The sequence below is a fragment of the Terriglobales bacterium genome (genome assembly GCA_035457425.1).
Classification (GTDB): Bacteria; Acidobacteriota; Terriglobia; order Terriglobales; family Acidobacteriaceae; genus JACPNR01.
The window spans coordinates 1-17198 of the sequence record DATIBR010000107.1; the positions used below are offsets into that span (position 1 = coordinate 1).

The following is a 17198-nucleotide window of genomic DNA, read 5'->3' on the forward strand; positions in this document are numbered from 1 at the left end:
GACCGGGCGCACCGGGTGGCGCAGCAGATGCGCGCGGGCATCACGTGGGTGAACTCGTGGTTCCTGCGCGACCTGCGAACGCCGTTCGGGGGCGTGGGGTTGAGCGGGATCGGGCGGGAGGGCGGGGTGCACTCGCTGAACTTCTACTCGGAGTTGAATAATGTGTGTATCAAGATCTAGCGGTTAGCAATTAGCGATTATCGATTGGCGATTGGCAATGAGCGGGGCCGAAAAGCATCACACGAAGGACACAAAGGCCACACAAAGGACCTCACGAAAGTGGATGCAAAGGTAGTCGCCGGGAAAGCGAAGCCGCTGGGGAAGTATCCGCACGTGAAGCGCGCGGGGGATTTCCTGTTCGTCTCGGGGACGAGCGCGCGGCGGCCGGATGACACGGTGCCGGAGGGTATCCGGGAGCAGACGCGGGCGGTGATCGAGAACGTGCGCGACATCCTGGCGAGCGCCGGGGCGACGCTCGAGGACGTGGTCGAGGTGACGACGTACCTGGTCGACATGAAGGACTTCCCTGCGTACAACGAGGTGTACGGCGAGTTCTTCCCGCAGGAGGGGCCGGCGCGAACGACGGTCGCGGTGCGTGAGCTGCCGGGCCCGCAGCTGCGGATCGAGATGACGGTGCGGGCGTACAAACGTTTGGGCCGGGGCTAAAGCCCTGGAGATATTTGGGGAGCGGAACGGCGCGCCTGAAGGCGCGCCCCTCCGAAGGAAGGGTCGAGGATGCCATCGATCAGGACGCTGAAGGCTTTCAACTTCCAGAAGTGGATCGACGAGAACAAGGACAAGCTGAAGCCGCCGGTCGGCAACGCACAGGTGTGGGAAGACGGCGAGATGATGGTGACGGTGGTGGGCGGTCCGAACCAGCGGCGCGATTATCACGACGACCCGACAGAGGAATTCTTCTACCAGCTGAAGGGCGACATCGTGGTGCGGCTGATGCCGAAGGAGGGCGAGCCGCCGGTGGATGTCCCGATCAAAGAGGGCGAGATCTTCCTGCTGCCGGCGCACATGCGGCACTCGCCGCAGCGCGGGGCGAACACCATCGGGGTGGTGATCGAGGTGCCGCGGCCGGAGGGCACGGTGGATGCGTTCGAGTGGTACTGCCAGAAGTGCCACCACCTCATCCACCGCGCGGAGAAGCGCATCGAGAGCCTGGTGAAAGACCTGCCGCCGATCTTCGACAAGTTCTACGGCGACGAGCAGGCGCGGACGTGCAAGAAGTGCGGCGCGGTGCATCCGCCGAAGGGGCAATAGTTGGCGGCAGCTTCCAAGCCGCGGACGATCGACGTCCACACGCACTGGTTCCCGGAGTCGTGGCCGGATTTCGGCAAGCGCTTCGGCGGAACCGACTGGCCGAGCATCCGGCACAACGGCAAGGGCGAGGCGGACATCTGCCTGGGCGAGCAGCCGTTCCGGAAGATCGACGCGCGCTGCTGGGACGCGCAGCGCCGGCTGGAGCAGATGGACCGCGACGGCGTGGACGTGCAGCTCATCTCGCCGACGCCGGTGATGTTCGGCTACCAGCGCCCGGCGCAGCACGCGCTGGAGGCCTGCAAGTTCCTGAACGACGCGCTGCTGGAGTTCTGCGGGCGCGGGAACGGGCGCTTCCTGCCGCTGTGCCAGGTGCCGCTGCAGGAGCCGGCGGCGGCGGCGCGCGAGCTGGAGCGGTGCGTGAAGGCCGGACACGTGGGCGTCGAGATCGGGAACCACGTCGGGCTGAAGAACCTGGACGACCTGGGGATATTGGATTTTCTCGCGCAGTGCGCGCGGGTGGGCGCGGCGGTGTTCGTGCATCCGTGGGACATGATGGCGTGCGAACGCATGCCGGAGTACATGATGCCGTGGACGGTGGCGATGCCGGCGGAGACGCAGCTGGCCATCACCGCGCTGATCGAGAGCGGCGGATTCGACCGCCTGCCGAAGGAGCTGCGCATCCTGTTCGCGCACGGCGGCGGCAGCTTCGCGTTCCTGCTGGGGCGGCTGGAGAACGCGTGGCGGCATTCGCCGGTGGCGCGCGGCAAGAGCGAGCTGGCGCCGAGCGAGTACGTGAAACGCTTCTTCGTGGATTCGGCGGTGTTCGAGCCGAAGGCGCTGGAGTTCCTGGTGAGCGTAATGAGCGAAGAGCGCGTGTGCCTGGGCAGCGACTTCCCTTACCCGCTGGGCGAGGAGCGCGCGGGACAACTGATCCGCGAGAGCCGGTTCTCGGATGACGTAAGAGCGAAGCTGCTGGGTGGGAACGCGCAGCAGTGGTTGAACCTGAAGGTGAGTCAGCCAGCACATGGATGATAAAGACAAGAAGATAGCGAGCGGCGGGTGTCCGGTGGGCAAGCCTCCGGAGGGCGACGCGTACGGCGGGATGGTGAAGTCGGACGCGAACAAGCTGCTGACGTACGGGTCGTACCTGCGGCTGCCGGAGCTGCTGAAGCTGCAGACGCCGCAGTCGGAGCCGCAGCACCACGACGAGATGATGTTCATCATCATCCACCAGACGTACGAGCTGTGGTTCAAGGAGCTGCTGCACGACCTGGACGCGGTGGCGCGGGCGTTCCGGCACGTGGCGGAGAGCGCGCAGTCGCGCGACGAGATCTACGAGGCGGCGCGGCTGCTGCGGCGCTGCACGGAGATCATGCGCATCGCGGTGGAGCAGTTCACGATCCTCGAGACCATGCTGCCGACGCACTTCCTGGCGTTCCGCGGGAAGCTGGAGCCGGCGAGCGGGTTCCAGTCGGAGCAGTGGCGCGAGATCGAATTCCTGTGCGGGCAGAAGGACGAAAAGCTGCTGAAGCACCACGACCCGCATCCGGAAGCGCTGGCGGCGCTGCAGCGGCGGCTGCGCGAGCCCTCGCTGCACGACCTGTTCTTCGACGCGCTGCACACCATGGGCAAGCTGAAGAAGCCGCGCGTGCAGGCGAGCGAGGAAGACCGCGCCATGGCGGTGCGCGAGGTGTATCTGGACGAGAAGCACTTCCGCGACTGGATCGACGTGTGCGAGCGGCTGGTGGAATTCGACGAGCTGATCATGGGCTGGCGGCTGCGGCACATCCAGCTGGTAGAGCGGACCATCGGCATGCGCATGGGGACCGGCGGCAGCGCGGGGTCCTCGTACCTGAGGACCACGCTCGACAAGAAGTTCTTCCCTGAACTGTGGGAGGCGCGGACGATGCTGGAGCAGCCTCCGCAGAAATGACAGCGAAGCCACAGATCACGCTGGTGGGGTCGGGGCTGGCGGGGCCGCTGCTGGCCATCGAGTTGAAGAAGCGCGGGCACGCAGTGCAGCTGTTCGAGCGGCGTCCGGACATGCGCAAGGTGAAGGTCCCGGCCGGGCGATCGATCAACCTGGCGCTGTCGACGCGTGGGATCCACGCGCTGCGGGCGGCCGGGGTGTGGGAGGAGATGCAGCGCATCATCATCCCGATGCGCGGGCGGATGATGCACGCGGTGTCGGGCGAGCTGAGCTTCATGCCCTACGGCAAGGACGAGAGCGAGGTCATCAACTCGATCTCGCGGGCGGAGCTGAACATCGCGCTGATGAGCGCCGCGGAGGAGCGCGGCGTGACCATCGAGTTCAGCGAGCGCTGCGTTGGATACGAGCTGCGCACGGGGAAGCTGCGCGTGCGGAATGAGCTGACGGGACACGAGCGCGCGGTCGGCGCGGACGTCGCGATCGGGACCGACGGTTCGGCGAGCGCGATCCGCCTGGCCATGCAGACCGGCATGTTCCGGTTCAACCTGTCGCAGCAGTACCTCGATTACGGCTACAAGGAGCTGACGATCCCCGCGGGACCTGGCGGCAAGCACCAGATGGAGGTCAACGCGCTGCACATCTGGCCGCGCGGCAGCTACATGCTGATCGCACTGCCGAACATCGACGGCACGTTCGGGTGCATCCTGTTCCTGCCGTTCGAGGGCAAGGATTCGTTCGCGGAGCTGGACTCGGACGCGAAGGTGAAGCGCTTCTTCGAGGAGCGGTTCCCGGACGCGCTGCGGCTGATGCCGGAGCTGGTGGAGAACTACAACGCGAACCCGGTGGGGGCGATGGTGACGATCCAGTGCGAGCCATGGCACGTCGGCGGGCGAGCGCTGGTGCTGGGCGACGCCGCGCACGCGATCGTGCCGTTCTTCGGACAGGGGCTGAACGCGGCATTCGAGGACATCACGGTGCTGCTGGAGCTGATGGACAAGCGCGGGCGGGACGCCCGCGCCCCTGCCGGCGAGGAGGCCGGCGCTCCAACTTGGGAGCGGCTGTTCGCGGAGTTCGAGGCGGCGCGGAAGGAGAACACGGACGCGATCGCGGACCTGGCGCTGGAGAACTTCGTCGAGATGCGCGACAAGGTCGCCGACCCGCGGTTCCTGTTGCGCAAGAAGGTGGAACTGGCGCTGGAGGCGAAGTTTCCGGGCCACTTCATGCCGAAATATGCGATGGTCACGTTCCATCGTTTGCCGTACAAAGTGGCGCTCGAGCGCGGCCGGATCCAAGACCGCATGCTGGGCGAACTGTGCGACGACATCGAGCGCGTGGAAGATCTCGATTGGAAGAAGGCGGAAGCGCTGGTGCAGCGAGAGCTGACGCCACTGGGAGAATTGCAGAACGCATGAGCGTTGGCGGTGAGATCCTTCGCGCGCTGCGCGCGCTCAGGATGACACGGAGCGGAGAGCTTGCCTAAGGTCGTACAAAACCGGGAACCGGCAGCCGCGCTGGATGCGCGCGACCCGCTGGCGAAGTATCGCGAGCGGTTCTACTTCCCGCGCGGGCCGCGCGGCGGCGAGGCCATCTACCTGTGCGGGCACTCGCTGGGGCTGGAGCCAAGATCCACGCGGCAGTACATGGACCAGGAGCTGAAGGACTGGGCGGAGCTGGCGGTCGAAGGCCACTTCCGGGCGAAGTCGCCGTGGCTGGGGTATCACCGGCTGCTGACCGAGCAAACGGCGCGGCTGGTAGGCGCGAAGCCGATCGAGGTCGTGGTGATGAACTCGCTCACCGTGAACCTGCACCTGATGATGGTGTCGTTCTTCCGGCCGACCGGGCAGCGACACAAGATCATCATGGAGAAGGGGGCCTTCCCTTCCGACCAATACGCCGTAAAGTCGCAACTGCATTTCCACGGTTACGCTCCGGCGGCGGCGCTGACCGAGCTCGCGCCGCGCAAGGGCGAGTGGACGCTGCGGGAAGAAGACATCCTGGCGACGATCGAGAAGGAAGGGCCGGCGACGGCGCTGGTGCTGCTGCCGGGCGTGAACTACTCGACGGGGCAGACGTTCGACTTCGCGGCCATCACGCGCGCGGCGCAGAAGCAAGGCTGCGTGGTGGGGATCGACCTGGCGCACGCGGCCGGCAACCTGGCGCTGAAGCTGCACGACTGGAACGCCGATTTCGCGGTGTGGTGCACCTACAAGTACCTGAACGCAGGGCCGGGCGCGGTCGGGGGATGCTTCGTCCACGAGCGGCACGCGAAGAATGCGGAGCTGCGGCGCTTCGCGGGCTGGTGGGGGCACGACGAAGCGACGCGCTTCCGCATGGGTCCGGACTTCGTGCCGATGGCGGGCGCTGAAGGCTGGCAGCTGAGCAACGCGCCGGTGCTCTCGATGGCGGCGCTGCGCGCCGCGATGGAGATATTCGACGAAGCCGGCATGGAGGCGCTGCGCAGGAAAAGCGTCGCGCTGACCGGATACCTCGAGGGGCTGCTCGATGAGCAGAGGTCGGAGAAGTTCGAGATCATCACGCCGCGGGAGCCGGAGCGGCGCGGGGCGATGCTGGCGATCCGCATCCGGAAGAACGGGCGCGGCGTGGTGGAGAAGCTGCTCGAGCAGGGCGTGTTCACCGACTTCCGTGAGCCCGACATCCTGCGGGTGACGCCGGCGCCGCTCTACAACTCGTATCGGGATGTGGCGGGGTTCGTGGAGAAGTTCGTGAGTGCCGTCGGCTAAAGCCGACTCTTCCCTTTCACGCGTGACGCACCCGGCACTTACGTGCCGGGCTGGATTCTGGCGTCCTTCGGACTAAGCCTGCGCCGGCGGGTCGCCGGCGCCTACCTACAGAATCAAAGGCTGCACTCGCGGGCGAGCGCGCCACCATTCTCTGCTGCGGGCAGAATGCCCGCAACCCTGCCGGCCTGGAGGCCAGCGCTCGCTACTTCAGCAGGCGTTCGACGGAACCCAACACAGTCTTGAAGGCTTCGGCTTCGGGGTCGATGAGGGCGAAGTGGTCTGTGCCGGCGAGCTCGATGAGCTCGGGCTTAGGGGTGTCCTTGACGCGCGCGGAGACGAAGGACTGGCTGAGCGCGATTGGGACGACGTCGTCGGTCGTGCCGTGGACGAGGATGCGCGGGAGCAGCGCGGGGTGCAGCTTGGCGTCGGCGGCGGAGTACTGCCCGGGGGCGGTGGCGGGCGTGCCGCCGAGGAACTCGACGACGGCGTCGTTCGAGAGATGAAGGTGGTAGGCCATCTGGAGGTCGGCGCAGGGCGCCAGGCCGATGGCGCCCTTCATCGCGACTTTCGCGGAGGCGAGACGGAGCGCGAGGTGGCCGCCGGCAGAGTGTCCGAGGACGACGGGGTCGGAAGGCAGATGCTGGCGCGCGGCGGTGAGGGCGGCCTTCAGATCGTCAAAAGTGGCCGGCCAGCCGCCACCATTGCCGGAGCGCCGGTACTCGAGGCTGGCGGTCGCGATGCCGGCGCGCGCAAGCCCGGCGCAGAGATGGCTGGCGTGGGTGAGGTCGTACTTGGCGCGCCAGAAGCCTCCGTGGATGAACGCCGCTGCGCCACGCGGCTTCCCTTGCACGGTGAACAAGTCGAGGAACTGGCTGGGGTCGTCGCCGTATGGAACGCGCTGGTCCGCGGGCACGGGCGGCACGGCGAGGATGTCGCGAGGCATGGAGTAAGTGTACGCGCGGGGGCGCGCGCGTGTTCCAAAACGGGAGCACTTGCGACGGAAAAGCAATGGCGAAACCACGGCGAAGCGAAGCCGCAGGCATACTGCAGACGTAGCGCGGCAATTGCTGGCGCGTCACGCAGGAGGCCGGACATGGCGCGGCGACGGGAAACGCGGGCGGGAGAAGCCATCCCGATCCGGATCTGGGGACTGGATGCGCGGGGCAAGCCATTTGCGCAGGCGGCGGAGACAAGCGACATCACGCAGCTGGGCGCGCGAGTGTCGGGAGTGCGCTGCTGCCTGAAAAGCGGAGACATCATCGGTGTGCAGCAGGGCAAGAGCAAGGCGCGCTTTCGCGTCACGTGGGCAGGAACGGCGGGCACGTCGGATGAGGGAGAGATGGGAATCCAGTGCGTGGAGCCGACGCGGTTCTCATGGGACGAGGCGGGCAACGAAGGCGCGCCGTCGGGCGCCGCCGGAAAGCCGGCGCTGGACCGACGCACGCAACGCCGCTTCGCCTGCGAAGGCGGCGCGGAGGTGCGTCCGGCGGGCTCGAGCAATCCGATGTGGGCGACGGTCGCCGACATCAGTTCGTCGGGATGCTACCTGGAGACGCTCTCGCCGCTGCCCACGCAGACGCAGCTCGAAATGACGCTGACGGTGGAAGGCGTCGCGTTCCGGGCGCGCGGGTGGGTCCGCACGACGCATCCGGCGGTCGGGATGGGAGTGGAATTCGCGGGGATGACGGATGCGGACCGCGAGCAGTTGGAGCAGATCGTGGGCGCGCTGGAAGCCCGGAGCGCACTGACGGGTACGCCAGTAAGCGAACCGCCAGGAGCGCCGGCGGCGGCGGTGTTGGGAGCAAGGCTGCAGACGGCGATGAGCGCGGTGAAGGAGATGGAGGCTGCGGTGGCGGCCGCGGAAAGCATGCTCGACGCCCGGCTGGTGCGCGACTTGCGGCACGGCGCCGGGCATGTGAGAGCGCTGCTGGCGCTGCTGGAGCAGTGTCTGAAGGCGAAGGAAGAGCGTGACCCGGTGGCGATCCAGGCGCGGCGCGAGGACGAGGAGGTGCGCTTCGCGACCGAACTGGCGGCCGACGTGGGATGCGACGTCGCGGCGAACGACGCGGATCCGGCGACACCGGGCATCGTGAACCTGCACCGCGCGGTGAACGAGCTGCAACACCGGCTGCAGAAGATCCTCGAGCCGGCGAAGGATGCGGCGGCCGTGGGTGAGCGGGTGATCGCGACGATGCACTGACGCCGGGAACAGGAGCAGCGTGTGAAGATCCTGGTCGCGGAAGACGACGGCGTCACGCTGACGCTGCTGGTGCGCCTGCTGAGCCAGAAGTATGAGGTGGTGGCGGCGCCGGACGGGCGCGCAGCGTGGGAGGCGCTGCGGCAGAGCGACGGGCCGCAGCTGGCGGTAGTCGATTGGCAGATGCCGGGGCTGGATGGTCCGGAGATATGCCGGCGGCTGCGGGCGTCGGGCGAGACGCGGCCGATGTACGTGCTGCTGCTGACGGCGACGCGCAAGACGACGCGCGACGTTGTCTCGGGGCTGCACGCGGGCGCGGACGACTACCTGACCAAGCCGTTCCATCCGGAAGAGCTGCTGGCGCGCGTGGGCGTGGGCCAGCGGATGCTGCAATTGCAGGAGGGCCTGGCGCAGCGCGTGCGCGAGCTGGAAGAGGCGTTCCGGAACGTGCGCCGGCTGGAGGGCCTGCTGCCGATCTGCGCGTGGTGCAAGCGCATCCGGTGCGACCAGCATTACTGGCAGGAGCTGGAAAGCTACCTGAGCGAGCGCTCCGAGGTGACGTTCACGCACGGCGTGTGTCCGCAGTGCCAGGAGAAGCAGCGCGGCGAAGCGGCGGCAGCGCGGGCAAGCCGCGCGGCGGGGTGATGAGACAATGCCGGGATGGAGATCCCGGCGTTCGTCTACGGCACGGCGTGGAAGGAAGAGCGCACGGCGGAGCTGGCCACGCTCGCGCTGCGGGCTGGGTTCCGCGGCATCGACACCGCCAATCAGCGCCGCCACTACTTCGAGGCCGGCGTGGGCGAGGCGTTGGAGGAGTGTTACCGGGCAGGCGTGGTCACGCGCGCGCAGCTTTTCCTGCAGACGAAGTTCACGTACCGCGGCGGGCAGGACCACCGGCTGCCGTATGACCCGGCGGCGAGCGTGGGAGAGCAGGTGCGACAGTCGCTGGCGAGCTCGCTGGAGCATCTGCGGACGGACTACGTCGACAGCCTGGTGCTGCACGGGCCGGCTTCCGGACGTCACTGGAGCGCGGAAGACGACGAAGCCTGGGCGGCAATGGCGGCGGAGCGCGATGGCGGGCGGGCGCGCGCCATCGGCGTGAGCAACGTCGGGCCGTGGCACCTGGAGGAGATGGCGGCGCGCGGCGCGAACCCCGCATTGGTGCAGAACCGCTGCTTCGCGCGCTTCGACTGGGACCGCGAGGTGCGCGCGTTCTGCCGCCAGAACGGGTGCGTCTACCAGGGATTCTCGCTGCTCACGGCGAATGTGGAGGTGCTGCGACACCCGGCTGTCGGGCGCATCGCCGCGCGACTGGGCGCGACCACGCCGCAGGTGATCTTCGCGTTCGCGAGGGCCGTGGGGATGGTCCCGCTGACGGGGACGTCCGATCCTGAGCACATGCGGCAGGACCTGGCCGCGCTGGAGCTGAAGCTCGCGCCGGCGGAGGTCGCGGCGCTCGAGCAGATCGCCGGGTGAAAACGCTACGGGCGCCTCTGGCGAGCGCCCGTAGGTTGAAGCTTCGATTGGTTGCGGGGGGTGGATTTGAACCACCGACCTTTGGGTTATGAGCCCAACGAGCTACCAGACTGCTCCACCCCGCAGAACCATAGTAACAGCGTCGAATAACGGGGTCAAAGAAGAGCGCGCGCGGCAAGGAAGCCCCGTCTCCTGCGGCGCCACCGACCATCGTGACACCAGGGTATTGAACCAAGGGCCTCCGTGGTTTAGCGTAGCGGACCGCGGATAATCCCACATGCCTGCGTGCTCGCCTGCGGTAATGAAGGTAGGGTCGCGCCACCGGAGTAGGGCGCGGAACGGCCCTCACCGCTAGCAGCAAGTTCGACCTGCGAACGGGCGTCACTGGACGACGCCCCGGAGGGCGAGCGCTTCTCCAGTCCTCATCGACGGAGGGTACGATGAATCTCGGCAGCTCCTTACGCTACCGCCTCGGTCCTGTATTGATGATCTGTGCCGCCGCATTGGGTGTGCCGGGCCGAAGCAACGCCCAGAGTCAGCCTAAGGCTCCCATGACGAGCCAGGAACAGGTCCTGAGTTGGAAGGGCGAGAAGGTCATTTTCCTGGCGGGCTATTCTCAAGCGCCGTTCTTCGGTGACTCCGCCCCGGGAGACCGGATCGACTACTATCGCGCCGACAAAGCTCACGAGGGCTTGCCAAGAGAGCAATACGCCGGCAAGACGGGTGTTGTGACGGACGTCAAGCTCCTGGGGAAGCGTCCCTTCGGTGACGCTGTCATTTTTGAATTAGAGATCACGGTGGACGGCAGCGGCGACAAGATCATCGCGCACGATGATTCCGACAACCTGGGCTTCATTTCTGAAATGAAGGCTGCGGAGACGTGGTCGATGGGCAAGACGTTCTGGGCTAAAGGACCACTCGACCTTTGGGGTGCTCCTGCCGGCGGCAAGAAAACGTGGATCCGCGTCCGGAATACCGAACGCATGACCGCTTCGCGACCCGAGTGGGGAGCCATCGATGGTCCCAACCTGTGTTTCAAAACAGCCGGCGGTGAGGGCTGCTTGTCGGAGAAGGTCTGCTTCGATGCCAGGTTCCATCCCGGGTACGGCGAGAAGAGTTGCGCTGATGGCGACGGTGCTGGGGAGTTACTCGGGCGCAACGTCTACTTGCAAGATCCCCACAGGCTGTTCCCGGGCTGGAGCCCAGCCATCTGGGCAGCGATCGAAAACCGAGAAATCGCGATCGGCATGACCGAGAAGATGGCCCAAGTGGCCTGTGGGAAGGAATTGGACCGTGAGGGCTCCGTCCTGGAGAAAGACGGAAAGGTGTCGGCGATCTATCGATGCGGCGACAGGTCATTTCTGGTGGTGGCCGGAAAGGTCGCTCGTTACGTGGTCACGCGCTGATTCGGGCGCAGTGGCCGCTCTTCCGCAGCAGCGGCCTCGCGCGCCCAACAGGACTGTCACAGGCGACGGTGAGGCGTGTCACTGCCGCGTCCCGCAAAGTGACGAGAATCACGCTGGGAGATTCTCGCCATGCCGGAAGCGGATTTTGTCGCCATGCAGCAGAGCGTCGTAGAAGGCGCGCCGGAGCGGGCGCGCGAGCTGGCGCGGCAGGCGCTGGAGGCCGGCGCGGGCGCCGCCGAGGTACTGGAGCAGGGCTTCCTGGCGGGCATCCGCGAGGTCGGCACGCAGTATGCGCAGGGGAAGATGTTCCTGCCGGACATGATGGCCGCGGCCGAGGCGATGAAGGCGGCGGTCGGCGTGCTTGACGTGGCGTTTCTCGCGGCGGGCGAGAACCGGCCGGCGGCGGGAACGGTGGTGCTGGGCACGACCAAGGGTGACATCCACGAAATCGGCAAGGCGCTGGTCGGGACGCTGCTGTCGGCGAATGGATTCCGCGTGCATGACCTGGGAGTCGACGTCGCGGCGGAGGTCTTTGCGGAGAAGGCGCGCGAACTGGGAGCGGACATCGTCGGGGTCTCGGCGCTGCTTACGACGACGATGCAGGGGCAGCGGAAGGTGGTGGAGGCGCTGGAGCGCGCCGGGCTACGTCCGCAGGTGAAGGTGATCGTGGGCGGCGCGCCGGTGACGCGGCGCTGGGCGGAGGAGATCGGCGCCGACGGCTTCGGCAAGGACGCCTTCAGCTCGGTCGCGCTGGCACGAGGGCTGCTGAACGGACACGCGGCGGTGACGGCAGGTGGCAAGTGAGACCGCGGCTGCGCCTGCTCGACGACGCGCTCATCACGCGCGCGCTGGAGGAAGCGTTGCAGCTGCTCGCGCAGCCGGGCGTGCGCGTGGGGACGGCGGCGGCGCGCGAGTTGCTGTCGGCGGCGGGAGCACGGGTCGAGGGCGAGGTCGCGCACATCCCAGAAAAGATGGTGCGTGACGCGCTGGCCACCGCGCCGCGAGAGTTCGCGCTCTACACGCGCGCGGGCGAGGCGGCGGTACGGTATGGCGGCGACCAGGCGCAGTTCGATCCCGGCTCTTCCTGCCTGAACATCCTGGATCCCGAGACAAAAACACCTCGTCCGGCGGAGAGTGCGGACCTGGTGCGGCTGGTGCAGGTGGCAGAGGCGTTGCCGCAGTTTGCCGCGCAGGCAACGGCGCTGGTCTGCAATGACGTGCCGAGCGCGCTGGGCGATCTCTATCGGCTGTTCCTCGTCCTGCTGCATTCGAACAAACCGGTGGTGACCGGCGCGTTCAGCGTGGCGGGCCTGCGGCCGATGCTGGAGCTGCTGGCGGCGGACAGCGGTTCGCACGAGGCGCTGCGCCGGCGGCCGCGGGCGGTGTTCGACGTGTGCCCGTCGCCGCCGCTTTACTGGTCGGAGTTCGCGGCGGAGAACCTGGTGGAGCTGGCGCGGGCGGGCGTGCCGGCGGAGATGGTCGCGATGCCACTGGCGGGCGCGACGGCGCCGGTCACACTCATCGGGTCAGTGGTGCAGCACGCGGCGGAGTGCCTGAGCGGAATCACGATCCATCAACTGGCGCAGCCAGGGGCGCCCATCGTGTGGGGAGGCGCGCCGGCCATCTTCGACATGCGCAACGGGACGGCGCCGATGGGCGCGGTCGAGACGGCGATGTTGAACCTAGCGTGTTGCGAGGTGGGCAAGTCGCTTGGCCTGCCGACGCATGGGTACCTGGTGGCGAGCGACTCGCGGTCGGTGGATGCGCAGGCGGGGATGGAGAGCGCGACGTCGGCGGCGCTGGGGGCGCTCGGCGGGATCAACATGATCTCGGGCGCGGGCATGCTCGACTTCCTGGCGTGCTTCAGCATCGAGAAGCTGGTGCTGGATGCGGAGGCGATCGCGTCGGCGCAACGGCTGGCGGCGGGCATCGAGGTACGCGGCGAGACGCTCGCCGTCGAGACGTTCCGCCAGACCGGACTGCTGGGCAACTTCCTCGCGCTGCCGGAGACGCGGGCACGCTTCCGCGGCGAGCAGCACTTCCCTTCCGCGGTGATCGAGCGTGGCGGAGATCCGGGAGCGGGAGACGCCTGCAGCCGGGCGCGCGCGCGAGTGGAGGAGTTGATCGCCAGCTACGAGCCGCCGGCGCTTGCGTCCGCGGTGGAGAGCGGGCTCATGCGCGTGGCGGAGCGAGAGGCAGAGCGAGCCGGGCTGACGACATTCCCCGGAGTGCTGCAAGTCCACAAGTGAGCGATTCTGCTCACCAAGGCGGCGCTGGTTGACGCGCCTGTCGGAAGCACCTAACATACGCTTTCCCTCCAATCCCAGGTGCTCCCATGATCGGCAAGAAGGTCGGCCATTACTGCGTGGTGGAAAGTCTCGGAAGCGGCGGCATGGGCGTGGTGTATCGCGCGGAAGACACCATGCTGGGGCGCGACGTCGCGCTGAAGTTCCTGCCGTCGGACGCCGTCGCGGAACAATCCACGCTGGAGCGGTTCTTGCGCGAGGCGCGTGCGGCTGCCGCGCTCAACCATCCCAACATCTGCACCATCCACGAGGTGGAGACGTTCGCCGGGCAGCCGGTCATCGTGATGGAGTACCTGGAGGGCGAGTCGCTGAAGTCGCGCATCGAACGCGGCCCGCTGCCGGCGGACGAGCTGCTGACCATCGCGGTGCAGATCAGCGACGGCCTGCAGGCGGCGCACGCCAAGGGCGTGACGCATCGCGACATCAAGCCGGCGAACATCCTGCTGCTGCGGTCGGGGCAGGCGAAGATCCTCGACTTCGGCCTGGCGAAGCTGGCGCCGAAGAGGGTCAAGGTCGCAGCCGGCGGCGGCGCGAACATGATCACGCTGGATTCGGAGGGCCTGACCTCGCCGGGGTCGGCGATCGGGACGATCGCGTACATGTCGCCGGAACAGGCGCGCGGCGAGGAGCTCGACTCGCGCACCGACCTGTTCTCGCTGGGCGCGGTGCTGTACGAGATGGCGACCGGGCAAGCGCCGTTCGGAGGCAGCACGTCGGCGGTGATCTTCGACGGGATCCTGCATGGGACGCCGCGGCCGCCGCTGCAGGTCAACCCCAAGCTGCCGGCGGAGCTGGAGCACATCATCAGCAAGGCGCTGGAGAAAGACCGCGACCTGCGGTACCAGTCGGCGTCAGAGCTGAAGAGCGACCTGAAGCGGCTGAAGCGCGACCTGGATTCGAACTCGCGACAGCCCGCGGCGAAAGCGAGTGAGAGCGGCGCGACGGCCGCGGCGCAGGCCGAGCGCTCGCTCGCGGTGCTGTACTTCGAGAACCTGAGCGGAACGAAGGAAGACGAGTACTTCCGCGACGGGATGACGGAAGACATCATCACGGAGCTTTCGAAGATCGCGCGGCTCAAGCTGTTCCCGCGCTCCGAGGTGCTGGCCTACCGCGACAAGCCGGTGACGGCGCCGCACGTGGGTCAGCAGCTGAACGCGCGCTACGTGCTGGAAGGAAGCATCCGGCGGGTGGGCAACCGGGTGCGCATCACGGCGCAGCTGGTGGAGACCGCGACGCGACACTCGGTGTGGGCAGAGCGCTACGACCGGCAGCTCGAGGACCTGTTCGCCATCCAGGACGAGATCGCGCGGAGCATCGCGCAGGCGCTGCGCATCACGCTCTCGCCGCACGAAGAGAAGACCATCGCGCGCAAGCCAACGGAGAACGCGCAAGCCTACGACTTCTACCTGCGCGGGCGCAGCTACACGCGGCGCTTCGAGCTGGACTTCGCGCTGCACATGATGGAGCAGGCCATCAAGCTGGACCCGAAATTCGCGCTCGCCTACGTGGGGACGGCGTGGATCTGCGGCGTGATCATCGAGTTCCGCGACAAAGACCCGAAGTGGCTGGCGAAGGGCGTGGCGGCGTGTGAGAAGGCGCTGAACCTGGAGCCGCAGCTGCCGGAGGCGCTGGCGGCGCGGGCGCGGCTGTTCTTCGCGGAAGGCAAGCACGAGGATGCGGTGCAGTACGCCCGCACAGCCATCGCGCTGAAGCCGGATTGCGACGGGGCCTACGACGCGCTGGGGCGCGCGCTGTTCTCCTCCGACCGCTACGCGGAGGCCGCGGAGATCGCCGACAAGGCGATGGAAGTGAACGGCGACGACTACAACCTCTACATCCCGTACTACAACTCACTGCAGCGCATGGGGCAGACGGAGCGCGCGCGCGCGGTGGCGGTGCGACACACCGCGGTGCTGGAGCGGCAGCTCGAGCTAAATCCGGACGACATCCGCGCGCGCATCCTGCTGGCGGCGCGCTACGCCGAACTGCAGCGCGGCGAGGAAGCAGTGCAGCACCTGCAGGTGGCGGCGGCGTTGAGGCCGAACGACACGAATGTGCTGTACAACGCGGCGTGCACCTACGGCCTGCTGAACCGCAAGCGGGAGGCGCTCGACACGCTGAAGCAGGCGCTCGACGCGGGGTTCGGGAACATCGACTGGGCGGCGCGCGACCCTGACCTGGTGTGCCTGCACCACGACCCGGAGTTCCTGGCGCTGCTGGGAAAGGGACACAAGCCGAAGTAGGCGACCGAATGGTCGACAACGCGGGCGCTCGCAGAGAGCGCCCGCTGTTTTTTGCGGGGAAAAGCGAGAGCGGCGGGCTCTCCCAAGTCCCGCCGCTCTCACGTGCCGGCGGCGCCGTTGGGCGTCGCCGAGTCGCCTAGGTGAGGAAGAACTCGCGCGCGAGCCTCTCCCACGCGGCGGGCGCGAGGCCAGCGGTGGTGGAGTCGACTGCGAGGCCGCCGTCGGCCATGGCCGGCGCGGAGACGCCGGGCGTCTGCTGGTAGAGGTGGCTCACGGCGTCTTCGGTCCAGAGCTTGGCGAGCGGGCCGGAGAGCAGGTTGCGGAACTTGGTCTTGGCCTCGGGCGCGCTGACCAGCATGAGCCAGCCGTCGCCGTAAGGATCGCGGCGCGCGAGCTCAGGGTCGCGCAGCACGGCTTCGTTCACGTCAACGACGGTGCCCTCGATGGGCGAGACGAGCTCGGCGGTCGCGCCGTCATGATTGAGCGCGAACGCCTTCTGTCCCTGCGTGACCCAGCGGCCGCGCTGCGGGAGCGCGACGCCCTGGAGCTTGCCGGCGAGACGCGCAGCGAAGTCGTCGAGGCCGACGCGGACCAGGTCGCCGGTCTCCTTCGCCGCCCAGGTGTGGCCGGGGTGATAGAAGAGGTTGGGCGCCACGCGGAATCCCGCGACGACGTCCTGCAGCACCGGCGGCTTCGTGGCCAGCTGCGGCTGCGGACGAACGGCGGGAGCCGGACGGCGCGAAGTACGGATGTAGTCGATCGCGATGAAGAGTGCGAAGACCGCCAGAACCAGTAGGACTGTCATAAGGCACCTCGTTGCTTGCACCCTGTGTAAGGGCAAGCGCGGGGCCAAAGTCAGAGCGCGTGTTATCAGGGGGTTGGAGCGAGCGCGTTTTCGGCGGGTGCTGTGGTTTGCAGCGGCACTTGTGGCGAGTCGCAGCAAGCCGCGTGGAATCAGCGGGAAAAGCGGCGATGCGGTTTGCAGCGACGGGTGAGGAGGAATGCAGCGAAAAATGCAGGTCCCTCGACTCGGCGCGGGAAGATTCGTCCGCGCCTCGCTCGGGATGACCTCCGTTATGGTTGTGCTGTCGTAAGGTCGCCGAGGCCGACGCGGGAGCGGCAGGAGTCGCACAGCGAGGCAGACTTGAGGTCGATCCACTCGACCGAGGGTGAGCCGGCCATGGCGCACTGGTAGTCGTCGCAGTGGCGGAGGCCGAGGGTGTGGCCGAGCTCGTGGGCGGCCTCGCGCGCGGTGCGCTCGAACAGCAGGTCGCCATCGGCTGGGAGTCCGTAGAGCTCCTGGCGCAGGCGGTGGATGGAGACGACGGCGGGCCCGGGGCCGAGGCGCGCCTCGCCAAACACGAACGTAAGGATGGGGATGTAGAGGTCGACAGCGGTGAGCGCGAGCAGTCGCCAGGTGCGCTGCTGCTGGCGCTTTTCCAGCCAGGCCAGGATCTCGGAGGAGTGGTACTGGCCGCGCTCGGGGTGGAAGGCGAAAGCGGGGTCGCCGAACTCGGGGCGCAGGTCCCAGCGAATGCGGAATTCGGCGCTCATGCGCTGGCCGACGGCGCGGGCGAGCCGGTCGTCGAAGGGACCGAGGCGCAGGATCTCGAGCGCTTTCACGGGGTGA

General features: G+C 67.7%; 17 protein-coding genes and 1 tRNA gene. 14 read left to right on the forward strand and 4 right to left on the reverse strand.

Annotation, left to right across the window (positions count from 1 at the left end):
• The 7 genes from VLA96_08035 to kynU form a co-directional block, all read left to right on the forward strand.
• Positions 1–180 (forward strand): aldehyde dehydrogenase family protein (locus VLA96_08035; protein HSE49139.1); only part of this gene is annotated, 180 nt, incomplete at its 5' end.
• Positions 181–279: 99 nt separating this feature from the next.
• Positions 280–666: a RidA family protein gene (locus VLA96_08040; GenBank protein HSE49140.1), complete on the forward strand. Its 387-nt coding sequence runs from the start codon at positions 280–282 to the stop codon at positions 664–666.
• Between the two features lie 69 nt (positions 667–735).
• Entirely contained in the window at positions 736–1269 is a 534-nt protein-coding gene (locus tag VLA96_08045) for a 3-hydroxyanthranilate 3,4-dioxygenase (GenBank protein HSE49141.1), read from the forward strand.
• A complete protein-coding gene (locus VLA96_08050; GenBank protein HSE49142.1) occupies positions 1270–2301 on the forward strand; it encodes an amidohydrolase family protein in 1032 nt (343 codons plus the stop codon).
• Entirely contained in the window at positions 2294–3202 is a 909-nt protein-coding gene (locus VLA96_08055; protein HSE49143.1) for a tryptophan 2,3-dioxygenase family protein, read from the forward strand. The genes VLA96_08050 and VLA96_08055 overlap by 8 nt, the downstream gene beginning before the upstream one ends.
• Complete coding sequence (locus tag VLA96_08060; protein HSE49144.1) at positions 3199–4611, forward strand: NAD(P)/FAD-dependent oxidoreductase; 1413 nt, start codon at positions 3199–3201, stop codon at positions 4609–4611. Before VLA96_08055 ends, VLA96_08060 begins: the two co-directional genes overlap by 4 nt.
• A 60-nt stretch (positions 4612–4671) precedes the next feature.
• The gene (kynU, locus tag VLA96_08065; protein ID HSE49145.1) at positions 4672–5940 is read left to right on the forward strand and encodes a kynureninase; all 1269 of its coding nucleotides are present in this window, start codon (positions 4672–4674) and stop codon (positions 5938–5940) included.
• 202 nt (positions 5941–6142) lie between these two features.
• Here kynU and VLA96_08070 read toward each other — a convergent pair whose 3' ends face one another.
• A complete protein-coding gene (locus VLA96_08070) occupies positions 6143–6883 on the reverse strand; it encodes an alpha/beta hydrolase (protein HSE49146.1) in 741 nt (246 codons plus the stop codon).
• A gap of 150 nt (positions 6884–7033) precedes the next feature.
• Between VLA96_08070 and VLA96_08075 the strand changes: the two genes are divergently transcribed.
• Genes VLA96_08075 through VLA96_08085 form a run of 3 tightly spaced genes read left to right on the forward strand, consistent with a single transcriptional unit; the run spans position 7034 to position 9613 of the window.
• Positions 7034–8140: a PilZ domain-containing protein gene (locus tag VLA96_08075; GenBank protein HSE49147.1), complete on the forward strand. Its 1107-nt coding sequence runs from the start codon at positions 7034–7036 to the stop codon at positions 8138–8140.
• Positions 8141–8161: 21 nt separating this feature from the next.
• Positions 8162–8782 (forward strand): response regulator transcription factor, encoded by a 621-nt coding sequence (locus tag VLA96_08080; protein HSE49148.1) that lies wholly within the window; start codon positions 8162–8164, stop codon positions 8780–8782.
• Positions 8783–8797: 15 nt separating this feature from the next.
• Entirely contained in the window at positions 8798–9613 is an 816-nt protein-coding gene (locus VLA96_08085) for an aldo/keto reductase (GenBank protein HSE49149.1), read from the forward strand.
• Positions 9614–9661: 48 nt separating this feature from the next.
• Here the strand turns inward: VLA96_08085 and VLA96_08090 are convergent.
• A tRNA-Met gene (locus VLA96_08090) sits at positions 9662–9738 on the reverse strand.
• 315 nt (positions 9739–10053) lie between these two features.
• On the opposite strand from VLA96_08090, the gene VLA96_08095 reads away from it, so the two are divergent.
• The 4 genes from VLA96_08095 (at position 10054) to VLA96_08110 (ending at position 15568) form a co-directional block, all read left to right on the forward strand.
• Positions 10054–11019 carry a hypothetical protein gene (locus tag VLA96_08095; protein ID HSE49150.1) on the forward strand — a complete coding sequence of 322 codons (966 nt, stop codon included), beginning with the start codon at positions 10054–10056 and terminating at the stop codon, positions 11017–11019.
• Between the two features lie 129 nt (positions 11020–11148).
• Positions 11149–11823 carry a cobalamin-dependent protein gene (locus VLA96_08100; GenBank protein ID HSE49151.1) on the forward strand — a complete coding sequence of 225 codons (675 nt, stop codon included), beginning with the start codon at positions 11149–11151 and terminating at the stop codon, positions 11821–11823.
• Positions 11820–13268: a trimethylamine methyltransferase family protein gene (locus tag VLA96_08105; protein HSE49152.1), complete on the forward strand. Its 1449-nt coding sequence runs from the start codon at positions 11820–11822 to the stop codon at positions 13266–13268. Before VLA96_08100 ends, VLA96_08105 begins: the two co-directional genes overlap by 4 nt.
• A gap of 86 nt (positions 13269–13354) precedes the next feature.
• Entirely contained in the window at positions 13355–15568 is a 2214-nt protein-coding gene (locus tag VLA96_08110; protein HSE49153.1) for a protein kinase, read from the forward strand.
• Between the two features lie 136 nt (positions 15569–15704).
• Here the strand turns inward: VLA96_08110 and VLA96_08115 are convergent, their stop codons facing one another.
• Together VLA96_08115 and VLA96_08120 are read right to left on the reverse strand one after the other, a co-directional pair.
• Positions 15705–16373, reverse strand: coding sequence for a glycine cleavage system protein H (locus tag VLA96_08115; protein HSE49154.1), 669 nt, complete (start codon positions 16371–16373; stop codon positions 15705–15707).
• Positions 16374–16642: 269 nt separating this feature from the next.
• Positions 16643–17191: an archaemetzincin family Zn-dependent metalloprotease gene (locus tag VLA96_08120; GenBank protein HSE49155.1), complete on the reverse strand. Its 549-nt coding sequence runs from the start codon at positions 17189–17191 to the stop codon at positions 16643–16645.
• Positions 17192–17198 lie beyond the last annotated feature (7 nt).

Bases quoted from the DNA above. Each gene is read 5' to 3' on its own strand.
- VLA96_08045 (HSE49141.1), top strand. From the start codon at position 736: ATGCCATCGATCAGGACGCTGAAGGCTTTCAACTTCCAGAAGTGGATC.
- VLA96_08115 (HSE49154.1), bottom strand. From the start codon at position 16,373: ATGACAGTCCTACTGGTTCTGGCGGTCTTCGCACTCTTCATCGCGATC.
- VLA96_08075 (HSE49147.1), top strand. From the start codon at position 7,034: ATGGCGCGGCGACGGGAAACGCGGGCGGGAGAAGCCATCCCGATCCGG.
- VLA96_08055 (HSE49143.1), top strand. From the start codon at position 2,294: ATGGATGATAAAGACAAGAAGATAGCGAGCGGCGGGTGTCCGGTGGGC.
- VLA96_08095 (HSE49150.1), top strand. From the start codon at position 10,054: ATGAATCTCGGCAGCTCCTTACGCTACCGCCTCGGTCCTGTATTGATG.
- VLA96_08100 (HSE49151.1), top strand. From the start codon at position 11,149: ATGCCGGAAGCGGATTTTGTCGCCATGCAGCAGAGCGTCGTAGAAGGC.
- VLA96_08070 (HSE49146.1), bottom strand. From the start codon at position 6,883: ATGCCTCGCGACATCCTCGCCGTGCCGCCCGTGCCCGCGGACCAGCGC.
- VLA96_08110 (HSE49153.1), top strand. From the start codon at position 13,355: ATGATCGGCAAGAAGGTCGGCCATTACTGCGTGGTGGAAAGTCTCGGA.
- VLA96_08085 (HSE49149.1), top strand. From the start codon at position 8,798: ATGGAGATCCCGGCGTTCGTCTACGGCACGGCGTGGAAGGAAGAGCGC.
- VLA96_08060 (HSE49144.1), top strand. From the start codon at position 3,199: ATGACAGCGAAGCCACAGATCACGCTGGTGGGGTCGGGGCTGGCGGGG.